The sequence below is a fragment of the Mesorhizobium sp. M1322 genome (genome assembly GCF_040318085.1).
Classification (GTDB): Bacteria; Pseudomonadota; Alphaproteobacteria; order Rhizobiales; family Rhizobiaceae; genus Mesorhizobium.
The window spans coordinates 1-22,297 of the sequence record NZ_JAMYLP010000092.1; the positions used below are offsets into that span (position 1 = coordinate 1).

General features: G+C 57.2%; 13 protein-coding genes and 6 pseudogenes. 12 read left to right on the top strand and 7 right to left on the bottom strand.

What is annotated here, in order from left to right; translation table 11 throughout:
* Positions 1-96 precede the first annotated feature (96 nt).
* From NKH12_RS25130 to NKH12_RS25150, 5 genes and pseudogenes are all read left to right on the top strand, one after another.
* Positions 97-742, top strand: a pseudogene (locus NKH12_RS25130) (pyridoxal-phosphate dependent enzyme); the annotation flags it as partial.
* 172 nt (positions 743-914) lie between these two features.
* On the top strand, positions 915-1,760 hold the full coding sequence (locus tag NKH12_RS25135) for a radical SAM/SPASM domain-containing protein (RefSeq protein ID WP_352955627.1): 846 nt from the start codon (positions 915-917) through the stop codon (positions 1,758-1,760).
* 934 nt (positions 1,761-2,694) lie between these two features.
* Positions 2,695-3,954 (top strand): diaminobutyrate--2-oxoglutarate transaminase, encoded by a 1,260-nt coding sequence (gene ectB, locus NKH12_RS25140; RefSeq protein ID WP_352955628.1) that lies wholly within the window; start codon positions 2,695-2,697, stop codon positions 3,952-3,954.
* Entirely contained in the window at positions 3,944-4,786 is an 843-nt protein-coding gene (locus tag NKH12_RS25145) for a 2OG-Fe(II)-dependent halogenase WelO5 family protein (RefSeq protein ID WP_352955629.1), read from the top strand. Before ectB (NKH12_RS25140) ends, NKH12_RS25145 begins: the two co-directional genes overlap by 11 nt.
* Positions 4,787-5,783: 997 nt before the next feature.
* Positions 5,784-6,617 (top strand): helix-turn-helix transcriptional regulator, encoded by an 834-nt coding sequence (locus NKH12_RS25150; RefSeq protein ID WP_352955630.1) that lies wholly within the window; start codon positions 5,784-5,786, stop codon positions 6,615-6,617.
* A 779-nt stretch (positions 6,618-7,396) separates the two neighbouring features.
* Here NKH12_RS25150 and NKH12_RS25155 read toward each other — a convergent pair.
* From NKH12_RS25155 to NKH12_RS25165, 3 genes are all read right to left on the bottom strand, one after another.
* Positions 7,397-7,687, bottom strand: coding sequence for a DUF2267 domain-containing protein (locus NKH12_RS25155; RefSeq protein ID WP_352955631.1), 291 nt, complete (start codon positions 7,685-7,687; stop codon positions 7,397-7,399).
* 331 nt (positions 7,688-8,018) lie between these two features.
* Positions 8,019-8,948, bottom strand: a complete 930-nt coding sequence (locus NKH12_RS25160) for a 2-oxoglutarate and iron-dependent oxygenase domain-containing protein (protein ID WP_352955632.1) — start codon at positions 8,946-8,948, stop codon at positions 8,019-8,021.
* 1,105 nt (positions 8,949-10,053) lie between these two features.
* On the bottom strand, positions 10,054-11,730 hold the full coding sequence (locus NKH12_RS25165; RefSeq protein WP_352955633.1) for a GMC family oxidoreductase: 1,677 nt from the start codon (positions 11,728-11,730) through the stop codon (positions 10,054-10,056).
* A 358-nt stretch (positions 11,731-12,088) separates the two neighbouring features.
* Here NKH12_RS25165 and NKH12_RS30625 point away from each other — a divergent pair, with 358 nt between their 5' ends.
* Complete coding sequence (locus NKH12_RS30625; RefSeq protein ID WP_502910842.1) at positions 12,089-12,217, top strand: hypothetical protein; 129 nt, start codon at positions 12,089-12,091, stop codon at positions 12,215-12,217.
* Between the two features lie 283 nt (positions 12,218-12,500).
* Here the strand turns inward: NKH12_RS30625 and NKH12_RS25170 are convergent, their stop codons facing one another.
* Positions 12,501-13,211 carry a hypothetical protein gene (locus NKH12_RS25170; protein WP_352955634.1) on the bottom strand — a complete coding sequence of 237 codons (711 nt, stop codon included), beginning with the start codon at positions 13,209-13,211 and terminating at the stop codon, positions 12,501-12,503.
* Between the two features lie 600 nt (positions 13,212-13,811).
* Between NKH12_RS25170 and NKH12_RS25175 the strand changes: the two genes are divergently transcribed.
* The 4 genes and pseudogenes from NKH12_RS25175 to NKH12_RS25190 all read left to right on the top strand — a co-directional run bounded on the left by NKH12_RS25175 (position 13,812) and on the right by NKH12_RS25190 (position 17,735).
* The gene (locus tag NKH12_RS25175) at positions 13,812-14,225 is read left to right on the top strand and encodes an SET domain-containing protein-lysine N-methyltransferase (RefSeq protein WP_352807164.1); all 414 of its coding nucleotides are present in this window, start codon (positions 13,812-13,814) and stop codon (positions 14,223-14,225) included.
* Between the two features lie 210 nt (positions 14,226-14,435).
* Positions 14,436-15,148, top strand: a pseudogene (locus NKH12_RS25180) (aldehyde dehydrogenase family protein).
* Between the two features lie 89 nt (positions 15,149-15,237).
* Entirely contained in the window at positions 15,238-16,407 is a 1,170-nt protein-coding gene (locus NKH12_RS25185) for a M24 family metallopeptidase (RefSeq protein ID WP_352955635.1), read from the top strand.
* A gap of 188 nt (positions 16,408-16,595) precedes the next feature.
* Positions 16,596-17,735: pseudogene (locus NKH12_RS25190) on the top strand (IS3 family transposase).
* Between the two features lie 118 nt (positions 17,736-17,853).
* On the opposite strand, the gene ectB (NKH12_RS25195) reads toward NKH12_RS25190, so the two are convergent.
* Positions 17,854-19,185 (bottom strand): diaminobutyrate--2-oxoglutarate transaminase, encoded by a 1,332-nt coding sequence (gene ectB / locus NKH12_RS25195; protein ID WP_352955636.1) that lies wholly within the window; start codon positions 19,183-19,185, stop codon positions 17,854-17,856.
* 235 nt (positions 19,186-19,420) lie between these two features.
* Entirely contained in the window at positions 19,421-19,576 is a 156-nt protein-coding gene (locus NKH12_RS25200; RefSeq protein ID WP_352955637.1) for a hypothetical protein, read from the bottom strand.
* A gap of 30 nt (positions 19,577-19,606) precedes the next feature.
* Between NKH12_RS25200 and NKH12_RS25205 the strand changes: the two are divergent.
* Positions 19,607-19,831 (top strand): annotated as a pseudogene (locus NKH12_RS25205) (transposase); the annotation flags it as partial.
* 260 nt (positions 19,832-20,091) lie between these two features.
* Here NKH12_RS25205 and NKH12_RS25210 read toward each other — a convergent pair.
* Positions 20,092-21,116 (bottom strand): annotated as a pseudogene (locus NKH12_RS25210) (IS110 family RNA-guided transposase).
* Between the two features lie 194 nt (positions 21,117-21,310).
* Here NKH12_RS25210 and NKH12_RS25215 point away from each other — a divergent pair.
* Positions 21,311-22,199: pseudogene (locus tag NKH12_RS25215) on the top strand (IS110 family RNA-guided transposase); the annotation flags it as partial.
* Positions 22,200-22,297 lie beyond the last annotated feature (98 nt).

Below are 22,297 nucleotides of genomic sequence, written 5' to 3' on the forward strand. Positions count from 1 at the left end.
AGGCTCAGTTGACCAAGCACACGATCGACCATCCGAATCATCTCCCTATCTTCCTTGCGAACGGAATCACCAATCCGATTCTGTGCAAAGGCCTCGGTTCAGGAGAGCTGGGTACAATATGAGGATGCCGTCTACGACCGGATCGGCAACATTCTCTTGAGCCGCATAATGGGAGCAGAGGTGCACCTGGTCGACGAGGGCTTTGACATCGGCATCCGCCGCAGTTGGGAACAAGCGCTCGATGAGGTCAAGTCAAGGGGCGGCAGGCCTTACGCGATACCGGCGGGGGCCTCAGTTCACAAATATGGCGGCCTTGGGTACGTCGGGTTCGCGGAGGAGGTGCGCGCCCAGGAGAGACAGCTTGGATTTGCCTTCGACTACATCATGGTTTGCACGGGTCACGGGCTCGACGCATGCCGGCATGGTCGTCGGATTTGCCAAGGACGGTCGACAGCGCAACGTGATCGGTATCGATGCCTCCGCCACCCCCGCCCAACCCAAGGCACAGGTGCTCAACATTGCCCAACATACAGCCAAGCTCGTCCATCTCGGAACGGTACTTGTCGAGGATGATGTGGTGTTGCTCGAGGAGTACGCGTACCCGCGTTATGGCATTCCGTCCGAGGAAACCAAGGATGCCATCCGTGTGTGCGCGCGGCTCGAGGGTATAATTACCGATCCCGTCTATGAGGGCAAATCGATGCAAAGGATGATCGACCTTGTCCAGAAAGGCCTCTTTCCAGTATTAGACTAGCCTGAAAATGTTAGAATACTAATAGATGGACCCGTATCGCAGGAGACATACTTCAACACCTGCTGGCGTTGAAATAACGTGAATCAGAATTAAACAAATTAACTTGTTGTTTGAAAATTCATGATTGTCCAAGAGCGCCATAAAAGTGGAGGGATATCCGATGATCTTACAGGAACTGGGCTCTGCCATCCCGGGCGGCAGGGTTTTGGAAATAACGACAACCACCGGCTGCATCGTCGGATGTTCTTATTGTCCGCAGGACAAGTTCGCCCATCGGCAAAGAGCGGTCTCTGATGTGAAGCATCTTCGTCTTGAAGATTTCAAGCGATGTCTGGCGCGCGTACCAACTTCCGTCGACGTTAGTTTCGCCGGGTACTCCGAGCCTTGGCTCAATCCGGATTGCACCGAAATGGTCGAGCACGCTTACGCCAGAGGCCATGGCATCCGGATTTTCACGACTCTTGTAGGAATGAAGGGGCGGGATCTACACCGCTTGCAAGCGCTGCGCTCAAGGGTATTCGTGGTCCATGTTCTCGATGATGGCGCATACATGAATAGCCGTCTCGTTGGAGACAAGTATCTCGCTTTGATTCGTCAAGTGGTCGACACAGACATTGCCTCGATTCGGTTTATAGTCTTGGGCGAGGTCCATCCGGATATCGTCGAGATAATCCCCGCCGAAGCGCTAGTTCGCGCGCGGCCTCTGAGCAGCAGGGGTGGAAGCGTCGATCCGAAGATCGTCGAACCACGGCAGCCGGTCGTCGGAGCGCTGACATGCGTTGACGGACGGCAGTATCGGAATGTTCTTCTCCCAAACGGTGACGTTACGCTCTGCTGCATGGATTTTGAACGGCGCCATGTATTGGGCAATCTTCTGCGCGACGAATACAAAGATCTTTTCGAAGGGCCAATTTTTAGCCAAATCGTCGATCGCATGAATGGGACGGATGGCTTTCTGCTTTGTAGGATGTGCGAATATGCCAATCTAAAGGCGTCCGTATGCTGATTGGAGGTCGGCGAATCGCCTGAAAGCGCGGCCGGAGCGAATGTCGATCCTCTTGAGACTACATAGGCGGGCCGCCCCCATCTGCCTCGCGTGGACCCCGTCGATGCAGTCTAGTCGCCTATTTTTACGCGGCTTCGACAGATCCTGTGGTGGCCTCTCCCAGCACAAAGCTGTCTGGTAAACTTTTATTGGCCTAAAACGGATAGAACCGGCTTAGTCTGGTCCCACATACAGATTGTAATATCCTCCGCAGTCGGCTTTTCGAGACCCTGATCCTCATTCAGGCAGAGTTGGTCGAGACGCTTCAGAAGCGGTCCGAAAGCGGCCCCGACATCGAAGAACGCCGAACATCGCGGCTACGCCGCTCGCTCTCTACAGCGCTGTTGAGGGCGCGCTCGCGAGCGGCTTCGCTACCGCCGAGCTACACCACGAGCCGGGGCGATGGTTCGTGTTGCTGCCGAAGCGGCGTGCAACACCTTAGCATGCTGCTGCATGGCAGAAGCGCCTGTCACACATGAGCGGGTGCTAGGCTAGCGCTGAGCTTGGTAGGATTGGCAGGGCGTTTCGCCGGGTACAAGCAGGTGCGTCAACTACCAAATGCTGTAGTATCGACGCCTCCCCGAAAACTCTAGAACTGAGTTCGTTCCGACGCATAGACGAGAGGTATCGCCGTGCAGAGCAACGTGACTACGGTAGAGGTTCCGAAGTGCGTCAGTGCAGCAGTTGAGCTGCCGCGCGAGTCCGGTCTCCCTTTTGTCGCGGACCTTTTTGAGGAGCGTGTCGGCATTACGAACACATTCCTGGGAGGTCACGACCGTCCAAAGTTCCGCCTAGACCGTTCCGATCTTCAAGTGAAACTGAAACACCGTAACCGACCAAACGCATTTAATCACTTGCTCGTTGAACGCGACGCGACATGCAGAGGGACCCGGAAATGAACACTGAAATTTTCACGGCTCATGAGTCCAACGTTCGTCGCTATGGGCGGTCGTTTCCCGCAGTCTTTACGAAGGCCCTTGGAGCGACAATCTGGGACGAGGCCGGTAAGCCATATATCGATTTCCTTGTGGGGTCCGGCGCACTCAACTACGGACACAACAACCCGAATATTATTGCACCGGCAATCGAATATCTCGTTGGGGAGAACATTCTCCTGTCGCTTGATATGTATACGGCGGCGAAGCGGGACTTTATTGAGGTGTTTGTGGGTTCGATCCTGAAGCCCAGGGACCTTTCTTACAAAATACAATTTCCTGGGCCGACCGGCACAAACGCAAACGAAGCGGCATTGGCCCTCGCGCGAAAATATACCGGCCGCTCAAGCGTCATGGCCTTCACGAATGCGTTCCATGGTATGTCGCTCGGCTCTCTGGCGGTCTCGGGTTCGGCGTCGACCAGGGAACTAGGCGGCGTTGCTCGCCACGATGTGATCCGTGTCCCTTATGACGGATACCCGAACCAAGATTTCGATTCCGCGGGCTACATAGACTTCGTATTGGGCGACACAGGGAGCGGCATAGAAAAGCCCGCCGCAATCATCTTGGAGACCATCCAGGCAGAAGGCGGCATGAACGCCGCGTCCGCAGCTTGGCTTACAGAAATTCACCGCATCTGCCGCAAGCACGGTGTTGTTATGATCGTCGACGACATCCAGGCGGGTGCGGGACGAACGGGCGAGTTCTTCTCATTCGAGTTCGCGAAAATCGAACCCGATATCGTATGCCTTTCGAAATCCCTAAGCGGTTCAGGTAGTCCGTTCTCCATTGTTCTGATTCGCCCCGACCTGGACATATGGAGACCCGGAGAACATAGCGGGACTTTCAGAGGCAACAATCTCGCCTTCGTGACAGCAGGAGCTATGTGCAAACTGTGGTCCGACAGGCAGTTTACTGCAGGCATCGAGCGGACTGCGATCAAGCTGCAAACGCACCTTGACCGCCTTGTTGCGAAATTTCCCAAGTGCATCGAACAAAAGCGCGGCCGCGGTCTGATGGCCGGCCTCAAGTGCCGTTCGCAGGCCGTTGTCGGCCGTGTGCACGATGTCACGTTCGAAAATGGCCTGCTGATCGAATCTTCAGGACCAAATCGCGACGTCATCAAAGTCCTCCCACCGATAACCATCACCGATGACGAACTCGATCATGGCATCGCCATCCTTGATCACGCACTAAAGGAGCAAGCCAATGGAGACTAATCAAGTATCCCAAGCCCCAGCCATCTCGCCTGTCGAGATCAGAGAACGAACCGGCTCGATCAGCACTGCGGAGATCATCTCAGTCCTGAAAGGTGAGATCACCGCTCTGCACGTCAAGCAAGCTTTCAGTACGGAAATAGCGGAAGAAATCACTGCTAACTTTGTTGACAGTCCCGGTCGCAGGGAGCGTAAAGATGGGGTGCCCGGACAATATGTCGGCGCATCCCACTACAGGAAGGATGCAGCCAGCTATTTCACAGCATCGGCAACTGTGCGACCATACGTCGACGCCCTTTTTGGCAATTTGGTTGATCCGGTCCGCGGATTGTTCGACGCGTTGAAGCGCGAGCTTCACAAACAAGGCATTGAATTGCGGCTGGCCCGTTCGGAGCACGGTCAGGCTAATGTTTGTCGCGCTCTCAGCTGGTCTGGCAGCGGCACGTTTTCCTTGGACCCCCACGACGATGTCGCTCAGGTCCTGTGTGCTGGGAACGATTACGAGCTTTCTTCGGTGGCGCACAACACCGTCGCAGCACTCAACTTTTATCCCAGCATGGCCGAGGAGGGTGGCAACCTGCGGCTCTGGAGCCATAAGCCGACGGTCACAGATCGAAAGTCGCAAGGTGTGGAGACCACGGGATATCCCTATTCGGCAGCCTATCTCGATGCCGTTCCTTGTCGCGACTTCCTGCTCAGGGCCGGAGATATCGCCCTGATCGACGGCGGTTTCGTTCACGGAGTCACCGGTCAATCCGCCAACGGAAGGCCTCGCCTGGTGCTGAACAGCTTCTTTGGATTCGCACGCCCGGATCTTGTTCTCTGGTGGACCTGAAGTTGACCTAGTTACCCGATCTGGTGGTGGGCCTGCCTATACCTGGCACTCCGCCAGGCGCTGGCGCAAGTCCGGCGTAGCCAGAAAGCTGGCCTTCGATGTGGCGACGATAAAGAGCGAGCGCGGGGTCATGCCCAAGGCTCTTTGCCATCATCGTTTTTGATCGGTTGCCGCCATTGGCTTTGTGCTCGCCCATGAGGTCGGTCAGCTTTTCGCGGCCGAAGTCCGTGAGGCCAAGATCTGGAACGTCGGTCCTGTAGGCCCAGAGGCAGCCGTCCCGGTTCCATGTCGATAAAGGGTCCCACAGCAGCTCGACCTCCTCGCCGGGCAGTTCGGCGCGAGCGGGATGGTTCAGGCCGGGCGATCGCAGCCACGGTCAGGCCGCCGGTATGCCGCCTGCATCCCGGGCTCTTGCTGCCAGCGTGCTTCCATTTGGCGGGCTTGCAAATCTGTCGGTGCCTGTCTGATCCCGCGCAACTTCGGAACATCCTCGCTAGCTGCGATCGAAGCACGGCATTGGGGCGGCGAGGATCAAGCCATCCGATGAACCGATGGGGCCTTAGGTGCTCAGAAGCGCGGTGCTGACGCCAGCGGAGGAAGCCATTGTGCTGCCATTGCAAGAAGACGATTCTGCCTCTGCACGATATGCCGGATGCCTTGAGGGATGCGATTCCTAACCTCAGCCGCTGCGGCTTGCACCGCTGTCTTGAGCGCGATGCAAGCTCCGCGAGAAGTCGAGAAAGAAGCTCCTGCCAGGAATTGCGCCGAAATGCGGCTCAGTTTCGACGGATTTTTTATATAACAACAAATACTACAATTCTGCAAAATGGGAAAAACCAACGCTTAGCGCAAATATAATTTATGCAACGTAGTAAAGTGGTAACTTTTTCGGCGATTCCGGCCCGCCGAGGACTGGCCCCCACCCTCAGCCGTCACGGCCGGAATCCTTGTGCGTCAGTGAAAAGGATCCGACGAAATGGCTGCGGAGCAGAGAACTATGAAACTCTCGCCGATCAATGCCCCCGATTTCGAGGGCAGGCAACCAGAGTGTCCAACCGATTCTTTTGTCCCGTTCCATTTCCCGAAGGCGGCTAGAGTGGCGTTTGCCGTCGAACTCGGCCGGTTTCTCGAACAGAGTGATGCCATTTCTCAATCCGAGCAGTTGTTCGATCTGTTGTCTAGTTTTGCACGCAATTTCGGTTGCCCGTGGATCGCCTATGGCTCCCCGCCCGACCAAAGACGCTTGAGGCCGGTCCGACACCATCCGGCCCCCATCCTGACCTATCCTCATCAATGGCAGGAGCGCTGTTTCGAAATGAGTTATGACAGAATAGACCCGATCGTGAAAACGAGTCGAAAGCGGGCAGGCGCCTTCCGATGGAGCGAGGTGTATAACAATGCAAGCACGACTGAAGACGAGCGTCGCGTTTTCGATGAGGCTGCGAGGTTCGGCTTAAGGTCAGGCATTAGCGTTCCCTTGCACGGGCCGGATGGCAGCTTCGCGATCATGAGTTTTGCTCGACCTTGGGAGCGCGAATTTCCAGAAAAAACAATGGCTTGCTTGCAGCTTGCCGCGTTACATGTTCATCTGAGGGTGGCGGAGTTCTCCAGTTCAAGTGGGGTCGAGGAAGTTCCTGACCTTTCTCCGAGAGAAAAACAGTGCATTTTATGGACGGCAAAAGGAAAATCGTCATGGGAAATAGGAATAATTTTGGGGATCTCCGTAAATACTGTCAACTTCCATATTAAAAATGTAATGCGAAAAATGGACGCCGGTAGTAGAATGGTCGCTGCGATAACAGCGGTGAACGTCGGCATCATCGAACTATAAAAAAGGGTGGGGCCACCTCTAACCTAAACACTCTTACTACGTCATCTTGTCGTTGGCGGCAGGGATATCATGACGACCGCTACGTTAATTCCTTGGCCGCCTCAAAGCGGATCGATCAAGAGGAGGACGAGCTCGAAGTGGCTGCCGCACGGAAGGTGCTCGAGCGTGAACAAGTAGGCGCGCAAGCAAGCGTCGGTTGGGCAGTGTGCACCTAGCAAGCTGGGGTGGTCATCGGCGTATCTGATCGCGGCGAGCAATGTGCCTCGTACTGCGCAAGGTCGAGCGAGATGCCAACATTACGCGTGGACGGCGGCACCGGCTGAGACGTGGTCTCACTTATGTCCCGGCGATCTCGGTCGCTTCCTGCGTCGCGAGGGCAAGAGTTTCAAAGACCGTTCTGCCGGCCGAGCAGCTCAGGCGAAAGCTGATGCGCGGGCGTGCGTGGTTGCGCTACCAGACTCGCATTGACCCACAGGCTGATGTGGGATGCCATCGGTGCCAGGACCGAGCCTCGCAACGATCAAGTCCGATATCAACCGCATTCCCGAAGGCTGGCCCATTGTGATCTAGGAAGCATCAATTCGTTTCCTGGTCCAAAGGCTGTCCCGGCCGGTGGCTTCGTGGGTACGCTCACACGTCTTATGTCATGTCAGACTGGCCAAAGGTCACGAAGCACTCTTGGAGTGCCGGCCTTCGCCTCTTCGATCTCTACTGCAGACAGACGGTCCGCCAATTGGCCGAGGACCGAGCGGGCAACCTCTTCCGGATCCACCGCTGGGTCACGATGAACGCCGTCGTGGATCCGGTCGAGAAACGAATTTCGATTTCTGGCTGTGGCGCGGCGGCGTGGGATGCCAGCCCTCGTAGTAAAAGCCGCGCAGTAAGGCTGGTAACTGTGCGCCCATGTAAACGGCCTCGTCGGGATTCAGGCAGTCGCGCAGGGCATGCAGCGTTGCAATCAGGGCTCGGTAGACCTGTTCGCGATCGTGCCAGCGAAGTCTCCACATCAGATCGCTGATCCAATTCTGGGTTGATTGTAAAGCGTTGTTGAGATCATGGCTCACGCACATGAGCATTCTCCCGTCGTTGAAGGAGAAAATATAGCCGCAGCGTACCCGAATAAGCTCGCGCGGCTGCGCCGCAGCAGCAGAGAAATCGGTCCAATTCCCAGATGCGAAATCATCGGCTTAGCGTACCGGCGTGGGCTGCAACTCTGACAAGGTACCCGCGTGGGTCTCGTGCGGCCACAATTCACACAACGTGACATGATCAGCACATTTCATCCCGGGGCGCGTTGCAACCAACGCGCTATATGCGCGCCCGCGGGAGTTTCTTGGAGCGCATAACGCCGGTGCGCCGCGTCGTCACCATAGTTTGCGCACGCTTGAGAAGACCGGACGCTTACTGTAACTCTCGCGCCCTTCCGGCGCCATTCCCCGCTTCGACCGATTCGAAGTTGCGCAGCATCATTTCGGCGACCCTGAAGGCGTGCCGCCCTTGGCACGAAGTCAGACAAGCGTCGATGTCGGGATAGATAAAAAAAGGAAGCGAAATTCGGTCACTCTCACCGCTGTGCGCGACCTGATGCGGCGTACTCTTGAAGCGGTCGTCGCTCAGGGCCTGAAGCATGTCGCCCAAATTGACTACGAGACTGTCGGGCAGGCTCGGCACTGGCATCCAGCGCTCGCGGAACCACACCTGCAAAGAGCGCGTGGGGAGTTCCTCCTGCAGCAGCAGCGTGAAAAAGCCACCGTCGGTGTGCTTGGCGCACGTGCCGCCGCGAGCTGGATACCGGATCACGCGTTGGCCGAGCGTCGGCGGGCTGAAATGGCGTGGAAACCAGCCCTCTTCCATACCGATCAGGTCGGCAAGCGCGGTCCCGAGCTGCGGGACAACCCCGTCGAGCACTGTAGTCTGCAAAGCAAGCAGGCTTCGCGCGAAACCAGGAGCCAAGGCGTCGTCCGGAAAGCGCGTACTTCCGGCAAATGGACGCCGGTCGCCTTCGCTATCGATTCCGAGGTCGAACACTTCCTTTGGATCGGGGCCGGCGTCGGGATGCAGGATTTCGCCACGCAACCGACTGTATCCACGGGCGATAGTGGGATACATGCCTTGAGCAGCGTGACCGTAGCGTTCCTTGATGGACTGGGGCAACGCGAAGAACCGCCGGGAAGCCTCGATGGCTTGTGTGATCTGTTCCTTCGGGATGCCGTGCTCGACAAGATAGAAGAACCCAAACTCCTCGCAGGCCATTTGCAGGCGCTGGCGCTCTTCGCGTCGCGTTGCAGTGGCTGCCAGTTTCGCTAATGAAATTTGCGGTAGCGTGGTCATATTTGCTGCTCCGTTGGTGTGCTTTGCCCCGTGGGCTTCTCGAAACTCAGAGTCCGCCTTCTCCGCACGTATGTATGCCGTCGCTCAGTAGTGTGCCGGCTTGGGGTACCCGCTCTGCAGACGGCGCCTATCGTCCATCTGGGTCCACATACGATGACAGTTCCCTGGGCGCAGGTCGTGCGAGGCAGCCAGCGCGTTAGGATGTGAAGACGCCGCAGCAGATTGTGGTATTTTACTTCCATCTCGAGTACTCCGTGAGGCACCATTAAACTCATAACGCGAGTTGTCGAACCTTTTTAGCCGTACTGTACCTGCTTCTAGGGTTATATAAGAATGAATCTCCGTTCATGGGTATAGGATACCAAGTGGGATGTCCAAATTCATTTCTGTGTTCTCCCAAATTATAAATAGAATGCACCATTGGCAATACATAATATAGTTATATATCGTGAATCTATTGCAACGTTCTTGTTAAGTAAGTGTCATTTTTGCGCCGGGCGCGCTTGCTGACGGGGGGCATTGAGATCTCGGCGCTCAGGCACGCCATGCCGTAGATGACGAACGGCGGAGTGGAAGAGCAGCGCCTGCGTGCCTATCGGCAGCGCGAACAACACGCCACGCGTGCGCTTGCGGCTTGCGGCGCACCATCGGCAAGCATCTGGCTAGCCACACTTTCGTCTGGCGCAAGGTCAAAGGCCAACAAGGATGCCAGGAAGGCCCGCTGCTGGCGTAGAAAGCGTGATCACCGAGGGCACGATGGCTTGCGTCAGGGCTCCCGCAACGCGACCGTGATCGCTGTGATGATGGTCATTGACGCGCGGCCGGCCAGAAGATCCAACTTTGCGTCGAGGACATGACCGGCGGGACGACCGCGGCCTAGCGGACCATCGTCGATGATCCCGAGCCGGTGCGTCTCCGGCGAACCACCGCCATACTGTTCTGAGCCTTGATGGCCTCTAGCCAAGGCTCGATGCGACAGTCCACGGCTGGCTGCCTATCGATCCTCCGCACCCGTTAGTTGACCTCGCCGGATGAAGCATGACTTCAACCTTCAGCAGACTGGTCCGCCGAATTCCAACACTGACCCTACGCTCCGATACCTCCATCAGCCCTCATTCAATATTGCGTCAGATATCTTTTCGGCGACCATGATTGTAGGGATGTTCGTATTTGCGCGCGGGGCGAACGGCATCACCGATGCATCGGCGACTCTTAAGCCTGATACCCGGTGAACGCGCCCTGATGGATCCGTAACACTGGTTGGGTCCAGAGCAGGTCCCATCTTGCAGGTTGAAGTGGGGTGGAAATTCCCAAAAACATTCTGACGTATAAAGCCGTCGAGAAGCTCGTTGCTATTAAGGAGGTCTGAGATGGCACGACCATCAGTCATTGCAAACCTAATGAGGCTTCGGCGTAACCGCGCGGAAGAATCCATAAGCGCCGCAATAACGGTAGTGAGCCCGTAATTTAAGCGATTGTATTTACTGATCCGCTTTGCTCGCCCAGTCCAAGTGGAAGGAAATGGGTCGAGCGCGACAGCTGCCAGCGCTTTATGCTCAAACAGCCGTGTTACGAACCGAAACGCCTCCTTCAGCCGCTCGGCGTCACGTTTGTCGCTTAACATATTGAAATTCACCTCAGGTTCAGTCGCATGAGACGAGTCCTTGAGCGAAACCGTTCCGGTTGAGTAAGTGCGGTTAACCCAAAAATAGAGAGTTCCAAGCCGTTTGCCGACCGGATGCCACGCAGACTTTGCGAGGGCTGAAATGGCCATATCCGTTGACGAGCAGCCCTCGTAGCCTGATGAGTAGCGAGCATGCATCTGAATGTAGCCGGTCGCGTTGGGCGCCATGCGATCCTCTGGTCTCAAGTAGGCTGAGATGGCGACCCCAGGGTGCTCTTGAAGATTTTTCCCCACGCCATTCACATCTGCGACAACTGGAATGCCGAGGTTTAGTAGCTGCTCAGCCGGGCCGATTCCGGACCGCATCAACAACGCAGGGGAATGAATTGCTCCGGCACATATGACGACAGTTGACGCGCTGTAGGAGCGTCGGCCAGTTTCACTTCCAGTCTCAACGCCCGATATTTGACGCCCTGAGAAAGTTAGCCGCTCGACCGTGGTCTCGGGCAAAATCGTCAGGTTGGGCCGAGCGCGAACACTCTCCGACAAATAAGCCATCGCAGTTGAGACGCGATGGCCGTTGCGGTTCGTCAATGGGACAACTGAGTGACCATCGCGAAACTCGCCGTTAAAATCAGGCAGGAATGGCATGTCTCTATCTTTATAAGCGTTTGATACAGCGCGAATAAACCCAGACCATTCCGCTTTACTCGCGCGCCTAATAGGAATCGGACCGTCATTGCCGTGAAAATCGTTGCTAAAATCTAGATCGCACTCAAGCCGTCGGAAGTATGGAAGCACATTTTCCCAAGCCCAGCCCGTTACACCGCTCGATGCCCATTCATCATAGTCCGCAGGGGCGCCCCGGTTTGCTACTTGAGCATTGATGCTAGACCCTCCACCCATGATCCGGGCTTGCTCATAGTGTACGCGACTGCTGACACCCTGCACTGTGCTCGCGGTGAGTGACGGCCACTGGTATCGCAGATTGTAGTAAGCCCGCGTGGGATTGGAATCGAGGATATCATCAGGGATGCCTTGTGGGGTAAAGTCAGGACCAGCCTCGATGAGCAGGACGCTGCTTCGATTGGCCGATAGCCTGTTCGCGATAACGCATCCTGAAGAGCCGCCGCCGACGACTATGTAATCGAAAGCCAAGCCAATCTTCCCTTGCATATGTGTGCCCCGACACAGGCAGCAGGTGCCATAGGTACGTTTAGCAAAGTGCCTCCTTAGAGCCCGGACTTGAGAAGGCCTTGCCGAGCGTCCGCTGCAAGTTGCCTACCTCGTCCTCGATGCCCCTTAAGCGAAGGTGCCCTAAGCCGGCATCGCCATGACCCACGCGCGCTGATCGCGGTCGAATTGGACTGGGACCGAAGGGGGCCCATCGCGGAAGCCGCTTGGCCTCGAAGGATTTCGTCGTAGCGCGGAAGGCGCGCGGTCTCAGAGGAATAGAAATAGTCGTGTCCGACGACCCTGACGGCCGCGCCGCGACGGTCCGCAGGGTGTCCCGGAAGTGGCATGGCAACGCTGCTACTTGCAAATTCTTAGGAGGGCGCTCGATTATGTGCATCGCAAGCACGGCAAAAAATGCTTGTATGATTTGCGCCTCTTGGTGCCGACCGCCTTCGGCGACGGCGATTGAAAGGCCGGCCCTGAAAACATCCAAACCAACAAAAACATCCCTATGTTCTTCCATAACTTCGTCCCCCTGGCTTGAGGGCCCGCCAATTGAGCAACCTTGTTCCCACACCCTATGCAAACATAGAGCCAAAGCACGGTTCGAAGATTGCCTGAACCCGGTCCGCGGACGCCTTGCGTTCGTTCATTACCCAGTAAAGGCGACGGTAAAGCTTGACCTCTGTCGATCACGGCTGCCTACAGCTGCAAGTCAGCTCGCCTCGCTCCGACCGCAAGTGAAAGAGCCATCAGGAGAGGCCCGGCGCTTGCGCCTTAGCTGCTGTCCCTTTGATGAGCCGGGATAATTCGCCTCGCGTTAGCCAAATAAGCCAATCATCCTCCTTGATCCCTCGGTCAGATAAACACAAGATGGCCCCGTGTGGTTCTCGGTGGAGATAACCATACTGATCAGCGACACCCTTCTCAATTGACCAAGTATGGACAAGGGCATAGATAAAATCGGGTCTCCATTTTGCCCACGCTAGCCCAAATGCAATTCCCGCAAATGTTCTAGGTAAACCCTTCCCCCTAAAATCCTCTCGGAGCCATATGTCGCCGTGATAAGCTACTAACCGAGCTATGTTTTGAGCGGCGGGCGCGCGGCAAATACATGACGGGCTTGAGCCGGAGAGGCGCTCTGGATTCGAATAGAACGCTTTTAATGACTCGAGATGTTCGGCCAAGTTGGTGGTGATCAAGTCCACTCGAAGAGCCTGAACATGCGCTACTTTTCCCGACGGATCTTCTCCTATAATCCAGAAGGCACGGCCTGCGTCAAGCCGCGAACAATCCGGCCTGAAGCTCGGATCGGTCTGTGGCTTGCCGACAATATTTGCCGTGATCTCGATATATTCTTCGAAGTTCTCACCCATTTTGAACAGAAGGCCAAGTCTACGGGCTGCTTCATCAAGTAAACTTAAATGTCTAGCTACATCTAGAAGTGTTGTATACTCATTCATCGGCAGTGGCTCGCCTTATTTTTACAGCGAATCTCCCGCGCATAAGGGGTCATAGGACGAGTCCGTCCCGCAGCCTCTCCGAACATCAGCGGCACGGTGATCAACTCGGTTCGCCGAAGGCTAAGTTTTTCGAGGTGTCCATCGGGAGGTACGCGACAGAAACAATCGGCGTTAATATTAATACGTCCTACGCGGCAAAAGCACCCACGCGTTTTGGTAGGTATCACGAGGCGGAGGACACGCTATCTTCGCTGGAGACAATGGCGTGGCAGAGGTTCCTATGATGAAAAGTTTGAGCATTAATCCGGCAGAAGACGCACTGCTGATCCCAGTGATCAGTTGGCATTAGCGCAGGCGAGGCACCGTTGTCGGGAACCACGTGGGCGGGAGCAGGGGCGATACTCGGAACAGATCGATGGCCGTTCAGCCAAGATGACCTCACGTCAAGATCGGCGATCCTCGCAGGCCGGGATCTACGCTGGCCGTCGACTTCTCTGAAGCAGCATACTGCTAAAGCCCGACCGAAAGCTCAATGGTGGCCTCGCCAGTGCGAACGCGCACACAGGAAACGTTAATGCTCAGCATAAGAGGAGACCAGCGATGGTCGACAAGATCTTCGATCGAAGTAACGCAGTATATGTAAAACGTGTTCCCGGCAAGGGTCGTGGCTTGTTTGCAAATATTCCATTCACGGCCGGAGATGTTATTGATCGAGCCCCAACTTGGGGATTTGATCAAGAGGCAGAATATATGTTCAGGCGCACGGGATTATTGCAATACTACTTCGTTCGCGATGACCATAGTAGCAGCGATCTGGCTGGTTACGTTGTATTTGGTTTTATATCTATAGTGAATCACTCGTTTAATCCGAATGCAGAAACAATTTGGACTGACGGGGACGCCGGCGCGTGGGCTACTATTATTGCAACAAAGGACATAATGGTTGGCGAGGAAATAACGCATCGCTATAAAAATTTATCAGATTATCCTGCGGCGATCAAGTTCATCGAATGAGTTCAAAGTTGATGTCCAGCGATATAGAGTCGTTTGACCGTCTGAAACGAGCAGATGAGGGGCGGCATGTCTGGCGAAGGCTCTCTGGTGAAGGGGCCACCGTTGTCGGTCATGACGCGGCTCACGGTTAAGCCGAGGCCTTTGCAATTTGTGCAAGACAGAGACGCCAGCCGCGGTGCGGGTTGATGAGATTTCCGGAAAGAACTGGGAATGGCTACCACAGAGGTGATCAAGAATTACATAGATGGGGAATGGCGGGATTCTTGGTCCGGCAAACGGATCGAGGTGGATGACCCATCGAATGCGCAGACGATTGCCGTGGTAGCAGAAGCAGGGCCCGACGATGTCGAGCTTGCCGTCGCTGCCGCTCATCGCGTTTTCCGCGACCGCGTTTTGATAGACATCCATCCCTATGAGCGTGGACGCATGCTGTTTCGCGTTGCAGACGCACTTGAAGCGCGAGAGGACAAAGTTGCGACTGTTAACTGCATCGAGACTGGGAAAGCGTTGAACTTCGCCCATGAGGAAGTTCGGACCGCCATCAGTACCTGAGGTATTACGGTGGCTTGGCCGACAAGATTGAAGGTCGCTCGATCCCGCGCGGGGCCAACCTAGTCGACTACACTCTTCGAAGTCCGTTCGGCGTGTCCGCACACATCGTTCCTTGGAATGGGCCGCTAGAACTAACGGCCCGTTCGCTGGCATGCGCCATCGCAACCGGCAACTCTGTGGTGATGCGGATTCTCTATCCGCACCCTACCGCTGAAGATGTGGGAGAATATGCGCAACGAAATCGACCCGACAATCGCTGCGGTGGCGTCGCTGCTGACGCTGCTGCCGGTGCTCAGGGTAGCGGTGCTACGGCTGGCTGGTGGCGTGCAAACAAGCTGGCTAGGCGCACCTCACCGGAGCCGGCCGCCTGAGGCTTCGCGCAGAGTTTCGGTTGGGTCTACTCGTATCGACGGAGCTTTACCCCGCGTCCAATGCCGTCTCATCTAACGAGGGAGTTTTTATGCCCATAGTCAAAGGTCCGCAGGTATTCCCTCGCTCGGAATATCAGCGCAGGCTCGCTGCGGTGAAAGCGAAGATGGCTGAGCTTGAAATCGCCGCGGTTGTCATCACCGACAAAGCACATATCACTTACCTCACGGGGTCCGTCGCTCACTCATATGACTCGCGAGGTGTCGTCATCCTAGCCTCGCGGGAAGAGCCGGTCTTCATCCTGCGCTGGATGGACGTTGCGGCGGCCGTCCAGGAGACGTTCATGGAACGCGACAGCATCATCGGCTACTCGGAAGAGTTGATGGGCAATCCGGACAAGAACGGTTACGACGCGGTGACCGACTTCCTGTTGGACCAGGGACTGGGGCAGGGCGGCATTGGGTTCGAGCTGTGCAACTTGACGGTCGACTCGGCTAAAAAGTTCAAGAGCCGTTTGGTGCAGGCGCGCATCGAGGACTTCTCGAAGGTGATAAGCCAAATCCGCAGGCTCAAGTCGGATCTCGAGATTATCATCATGCGCGAAGCGGCGGCGATTTCGGACGCTGGTGTGCTCAGGGCCGCGGAAGTTATGCGCCCCGGCATGCGGGAGGCGGATGCCATCGCCGAAATTGTCGGGACGCTCGCCCGGGGAGCGAATGGCAAACCAGGAACTTGGCTCGCGACCCCCTATCTCTGCGCCACATCCCGAATTGGAAATCCGCATACGACCTGGAGCGAAGACACCTTCCGGGAAGGATCACAGATCAATCTCGAAATCGCCGGCGTCCGGCATGACTACCACGCTCCGATCTGCCGGACCTATGTCCTCGGCAAACCGTCCGATCGCTTGCTGCGTATTCACGAAGCCCAGCTTGCCGGTCTCGAGGCGGGGCTGAATGTAGTCCGTGCCGGCGCGGTCAGCGGCGAAGTGGCCAAAGTGATTCACAGCACGACTGAGAAACACGGATTCAAGAAGCGGTCGCGCGCCGGATACTCCATCGGTATCGACTGGATGGAAAACACGACCAGCCTTAGGCTTGGCGATACCACGGTTCTCGAGCCAAACATGACCTTTCACTTGCATCTCGGTTCCTGGGTCGAGGAAGACTTCGGCTACGTGCTTAGCGAAAGCATTCGCGTCACCGAATCCGGCGTCGAGGTTCTCACAAAGGCGCCACGGCGACTTTTCATGTTGGGCTGAGCCCGCGAACCAGCATTCCCTCGACTGCTCTTAGCATCTCGCCGCGCTGTGCCACGTCCTCGGACTGACCACCCGTGCGAGCGAACGCCCCTGGTGCGCGTCGTCGGCCAATGCAACATTCAAGATGGCCTGCTGCCGGTTCCTTGGACACCGAGTTAAGGTGTTGAAGATGGAACCGGAGTTTTCCCATGGAGAGAAGAAAGTTCAGCCGCGAGTTCAAGCTTGAGGCTGTGAGGCTGGTGAAGGAACGGGGTGTTGCGGTCGCGCAGGCGGCTCGGGATCTGGACCTGCACGAGAATGTGCTGCGCAAATGGATACGTGATCTGTCGGCCGATCCGCAGCATGCGTTTCCCGGCCACGGCCAAATGAAGCCGGAGCAGCTCGAGATCGACAAGCTGCGACGCGAAGTGGCGAAGCTCAAGGCGGAGCGCGACATCCTAAAAAAGGCCGCAGCCTACTTCGCGAGGGAAGTGACATGAGGTTCGCTTTCATCGCGAAACACCGGAGCATCTGGCCGGTGGCATGGCTGTGCAGTGCATTGGGTGTGTCCCGTTCCGGCTTCCATGCCTGGCTCAACCGAAACCCCAGCGCCCGGTCCCGGTATGCCGAGGCTCTTCTTGTCGAGATAGACCGAAGCTTCAAGAGCAGCGACCGCACCTGCGGCACACGCCGGCTCTGGCACGATGTCCTGGCGGAGGGCTTTCTTGCGGCCTGCATCGCATCGAACGGCTGATGCGGGAGAACGGCCTGCGAGCCCGGCCACGCCGACGTGGCCTGCCGAAGGATGCTGGGGAGCGGCTGGTCGCGTCAGTATCGCAGAACATCCTCGACCGCGCCTTCGAGGCATCGGCACCGAACCGGAAGTGGGTGGCCGACTTCACCTACCTCTGGACCGCGCAAGGCTGGCTCTACGTTGCCGCGGTAGTCGACCTGTTCTCACGCCGCGTCGTCGGCTGGTCGATGAAGGCCGAGATGACAGCCCAACTCGTCACCGACGCCCTCATCATGGCGATCTGGAGGAGAGGCAAGCCCGACAGTCTGCTGCCGGCGCCCAATATACGAGCGAGCAGTTCCAGCGGCTGATGGCCGACCATGGCATCACCTGCTCGATGAGCAGGTCCGGCAACGTCTGGGACAATGCGGCGATGGAGAGCTTCTTCTCGTCGCTCAAAACCGAGAGGACGGCCCCCAAGGTCTACAGGACGAGGGACGCAGCCAGGGCGGACGTGTTCGACTACATCGAGCGCTTCTACAATCCCAAGCGGCGCCACTCGACGCTGGGTTATCTCAGCCCAGTTGAGTTCGAGGAAATAGCGATGTTAGCTTAAGTGCCTGTCCACTGAACCGGCAACAGGCCAAGAGTTGAAAGTTTTCCGTAGGACCCATGACGCACTCGCCTCTGCACGATCGCAGCAGCCGTCCGGGCGGCCCAACCTAGCGGCTCCATTATAGACCCGTGTGGCAGATGCTGTCCTGCACCGCGCCAATGCTGTCGCGAACAATGGATAGACCACGGCGCAGGTCAGCCTCGGCAATGGTGAGAGCAGCAAGGAACTTCAGCACCTCATTCCGCCCCCCACAGGTCTCGATCACTAAGCCGCGACGAAGAGCTTCCCGTGAGATTTGGACCGGCAATGAGTGGTGCTTTTGAAAGACGAGCCCGTACATCAAGCCGCGACCCCTTACATTCAGACCAAGGTTGCGGAAATCGTTTGCGATTGACTTGAGTTCCTCAGCCAGGATCGCGGACTTGCGAGCGATTTCCTCCTCAAATTTGGAGTCGGCCCAGTAGGTCTCAAGAGCCGCGCGAGCAGTAATGAAAGCAAGGTTGTTGCCTCTGAACGTACCGCTGTGCGCGCCAGGCGACCAAACATCCAGTTCAGGCTTCAGAAGAACGAGGGACATCGGCGTACCGATCGCCGACAAGGACTTCGACAGAGTAACGATGTCAGGCACGATGTCAGCCGCTTCAAAACTGAAAAATTTCCCCGTGCGACCGACACCAGCCTGGATGTCATCGACGATCATCAGGATTTCGCGGCGCGAGGTCAGGTCACGCAGCCGTTGCAGCCATTGAAAACTAGCAGGATTGATGCCCCCTTCACCCTGGACTACTTCCAGAATGACCGCGGCAGGCTTATCGAGGCCACTGCTAGGGTCGTTGAGCAGCTTCTCAAAGTAATCAATCGTGTCTACTGAAGGGCCGAGATAGCCATCGTACGGCAAAGATGTCACGTGAGCGAGGGGGTAGCCTGTGGTACTTCTATATTTCTTGTTTCCGGTCGCTGCCAACGATCCAGCGCTGACCCCGTGAAAGGAGTTCGTGAACGAGATGATGTTTGACATGCCAGTCACTAAGCGAGCCAGCTTCAGTGCCGCCTCGACCGCGTTCGTACCTGTGGGACCAGTGAACTGCAATTTGTAAGTCAGACCACGCGGCTTCAGAATATATCGCTCAAAGGCCTCGATAAATGCCTTCTTCGCGCTGGTGGCGAGGTCGAGCCCGTGCACGATGCCCTCGCGCTCAATATAATCCAGCAAGGGTTGCTTGAACGCCGGGTTATTATGTCCGTAGTTGAGGGCGCCCGATCCCGCGAAGAAGTCGAGATATTCACGATCGTGTGCATCAATGAGGGTACTGCCAACCCCGCGATCGAATAGGGCCGGAAACGACCGGATGTAGCCACGCACCTCGGACTCGAGGCGCTCAAAAATTGCGAGGCTAGCATCGCTCGCAGGCGAGAACTTATTGGGCATAGCGGCAATCTCCTTGCTCATAGGGCGAATTCCTTCGGGTCGGAGCTGTGGGCGCGGGCGCGTTCATGTTGTGGGACAGCCACTTCGTGGCCGTGGCAAAATGTAGCAACATCAAATGCACGGCGCCGAGTCGGCAATTGTCATGAGCTGCCCCAAAAACAAACGTCGCACCATGATCTCCCAGAAATGCGCATTCGTTGAGTTAAAGATATGAGATTTTCTGTAACAGTCTTGTCTCCGGCGTCATGAAGGTACTTCAAATTCGCTGAGAGTCCGTGCCCCAGACATAGCGGGTGAGATTGTAGGCGAGATTGGCCATGCCAATCTTGGTGCGGACGCGCGGCTGACCGCTGTGACGGTCCAGCCGTGGACGAAGCCGTGCCGGCATGGCGCCGACGATCTGCCTACCCATCGCCAGATAGCGCCCGTCTCATCCAGATTGTCGCGCCATACCCGCCTGCGTGGAAGAGCGCCGCGCGGCGAGCGCTGCCGGGCCGGCGTGCCGCATGGCCACTGGAAGACCACGACCTTCACCGGAGCGCTGCGGCTGACGGGCATGACAGCGCCCTTCGTCTACGACCGCGCTATGAACGGCAACGTGTTCCTGGCCTATGTCGAGCAGGTGCTGGTCCCGACATTGTCGGAGGGCGACGTAGTCGTCATGGACATGTGTGGACGCCCCCGTTGGTGCAAGAAGAATTTTTCGAAGAGCGCGGAGCGTGGTCGGGTGCTGACATGTGTCCGGCCTCTGTTGCGGCTGTTACATGCCGCGGGCCCGTATGGGAGTTCGCGGATCGGGTCCAATTCAACCTGGCGCGCTCAAGGCGCGTATCCATGATCTGGTTTTCCCGATCCCGTCTCGTTGACCGTTGCGCCATACTCTCCGTTCGACCTTCTCACACCATGGCAGCCCGCTCGAGGAGCGGACTATCCTGCTATGGCCGGCGTTCGATAGGTTCCACCTTTGGCCATTAATGCCCACACGATGCGCGCCGTCTTGTTGGCCAAGGCGACGATGACCAGCATGGGTGGCTTGCGCTCAAGCATCCGCGAAAGCCACGGATCCCCGGTCGACCCCTTCCGCATGGCCCAGCGCACAGCGGCGCTGGCCCCAATGATCAGCAGCCGTCGCAGGGTTCGCTCGCCCATGCGGGATGTCTCGCCGAGCTTTTGCTTGCCGCCCGAAGAACGTTGTAGCGGCGTTAGTCCGAGCCATGCCGCGAAGTCCCGGCCTCTCTTGAAGGTCTGAGCGGACGGGGCCAACGCGGCAAGCGCCGTCGCGGTGATCGGTCCTATACCGGGAATCGTCATCAAGCGCTTGGCTTCCGCATCGTCTCTGGCGCGCCGGCCAATCTCTCGGTCGAGCTCGGCCACTCTCGCATCCAGCGACGCAACTGCTCAACGAGTAAAGACATGATCGGGCGGGCGGCTTCGGGGACAGTGGAGTCCATCTGCTCGATCGCCGTAACAAGTTTAGTGACGTGGAAGAGGCCTTGCGCAGCCACAAGTCCAAATTCCGCAAGATGGCCGCGTATTGCATTGATCGTCTGGGTCCGCTGGCGAACCACAAGATCGCGGACGCGGAACACAATGGCCGCGGCCTGTTGCTCTTCGCTCTTCACCGCCACGAAACGCATGGTCGGCCTCTGGGCCGCTTCGCAGATCGCTTCCGCGTCGGCTGCATCATTCTTTTGCCGCTTGACGAAAGGCTTGACGTAGCCCGGAGCGATCAGCCGGACGCCATGACCCAGTTTCGCGATCTCCCGCGCCCAATAATGGCTGCCGGCACACGCCTCCATCGCCACCGTGCAAGCCGGCTGCTCAGCTAGGAACCGAAGCACGTGATCGCGGCGCAACTTTTTGCGGAACAGGGTGGCTCCCGACGCATCCGAGCCGTGCGCCTGAAACACGTTCTTCGCCAGGTCCAATCCGATTGTGTTAACTTCCAACATGGACGCCTCCGTTCAAGTGATGATCAACCACACCATTCTGGCACATCGATGCCGTCGAGGGGGCGTCCACATGGGGTAATCGCGGGAGCGACGCGCCCTGAACCGATCATAGCCTTGGAGGGTGGCTGTTCCCCGATAAGATGAAATACGGGCTCACGACTGGACGCCGGGCCCAGCATCAACGGAGAACAGCCATGGAAGAACATATCGGTCTCGACGTGTCGATGAAAGAGACGGCAGTGTCGATCCGCCGTGAAGGCGAACGGATCTGGCGCGGGAAGTGCGCATCTGATCCCAGGATCATTGCCGAGCTTGTCCGCAAGCGGGCGCCGGCCGCAAAGCGCGTCGTATTCGAAACCGGCCCGCTGTCAGTTTGGTTCTATCATGCGCTGCGCGCCGAGGGATTGCCAGCCATCTGCATCGATGCGCGCCATGCCAAAGCCGCTCTCGATATGGCGGCGAACAAGACGGATGCGAATGACGCCGATGGTTTGGCGCGTCTTGCTGAAGCAGGATTCTTTCGCGAGGTGCGCGTGAAAGGCTTCGACAGTATGTTGACCCGCACGCTCGTGGCAGCACGCACTCGGCTGGTCCGGATCACCGTCGAGCTTTCCAACCAGATCCGACGGATCATGAAAACGTTCGGCTTGCTCGTTCCCGCCGGTAAGGGAACTACATTCGAAAAGAATGTCCGGAGCCTTCTTATCGATCAGAGCGAGCTTGCTCCTGTCGTCCTACCGATGGTGGACGCCTGGCGCAGCATTCGCATCCGTGCCGCCGAGCTTGGGCGCCAGCTTGTCGCAGATGCACGTCAAAGCCAAGCATGCCGCATACTCATGTCGATCCCCGGCATCGGCGCCATTACCGCAACCTCTTTCGCCACTTGCCATTGAAGATCCGGGCAACTTCAAGAAGTCCCGCTCTGTTGCCGCTTGGATCGGCCTGACAACTCGCCGCTACCAATCGGGAGAAGTCGATTATGAAGGCCATATATCCCGACGCGGCGATCGACATTTGCGGGGACTTCTCTATGAGGCTGCGGCGGTCATCCTGACACGCAGCTCGATCGACAGCAGCCTGCGCACGTGCCGATGAGCCGACCACGCCGAGAATCGTCTGGCTATTCTCCATGGTGCTTGGCTTCAGTCGCCTTATCTGGGCACGCTTCGTCGTCCACCAGG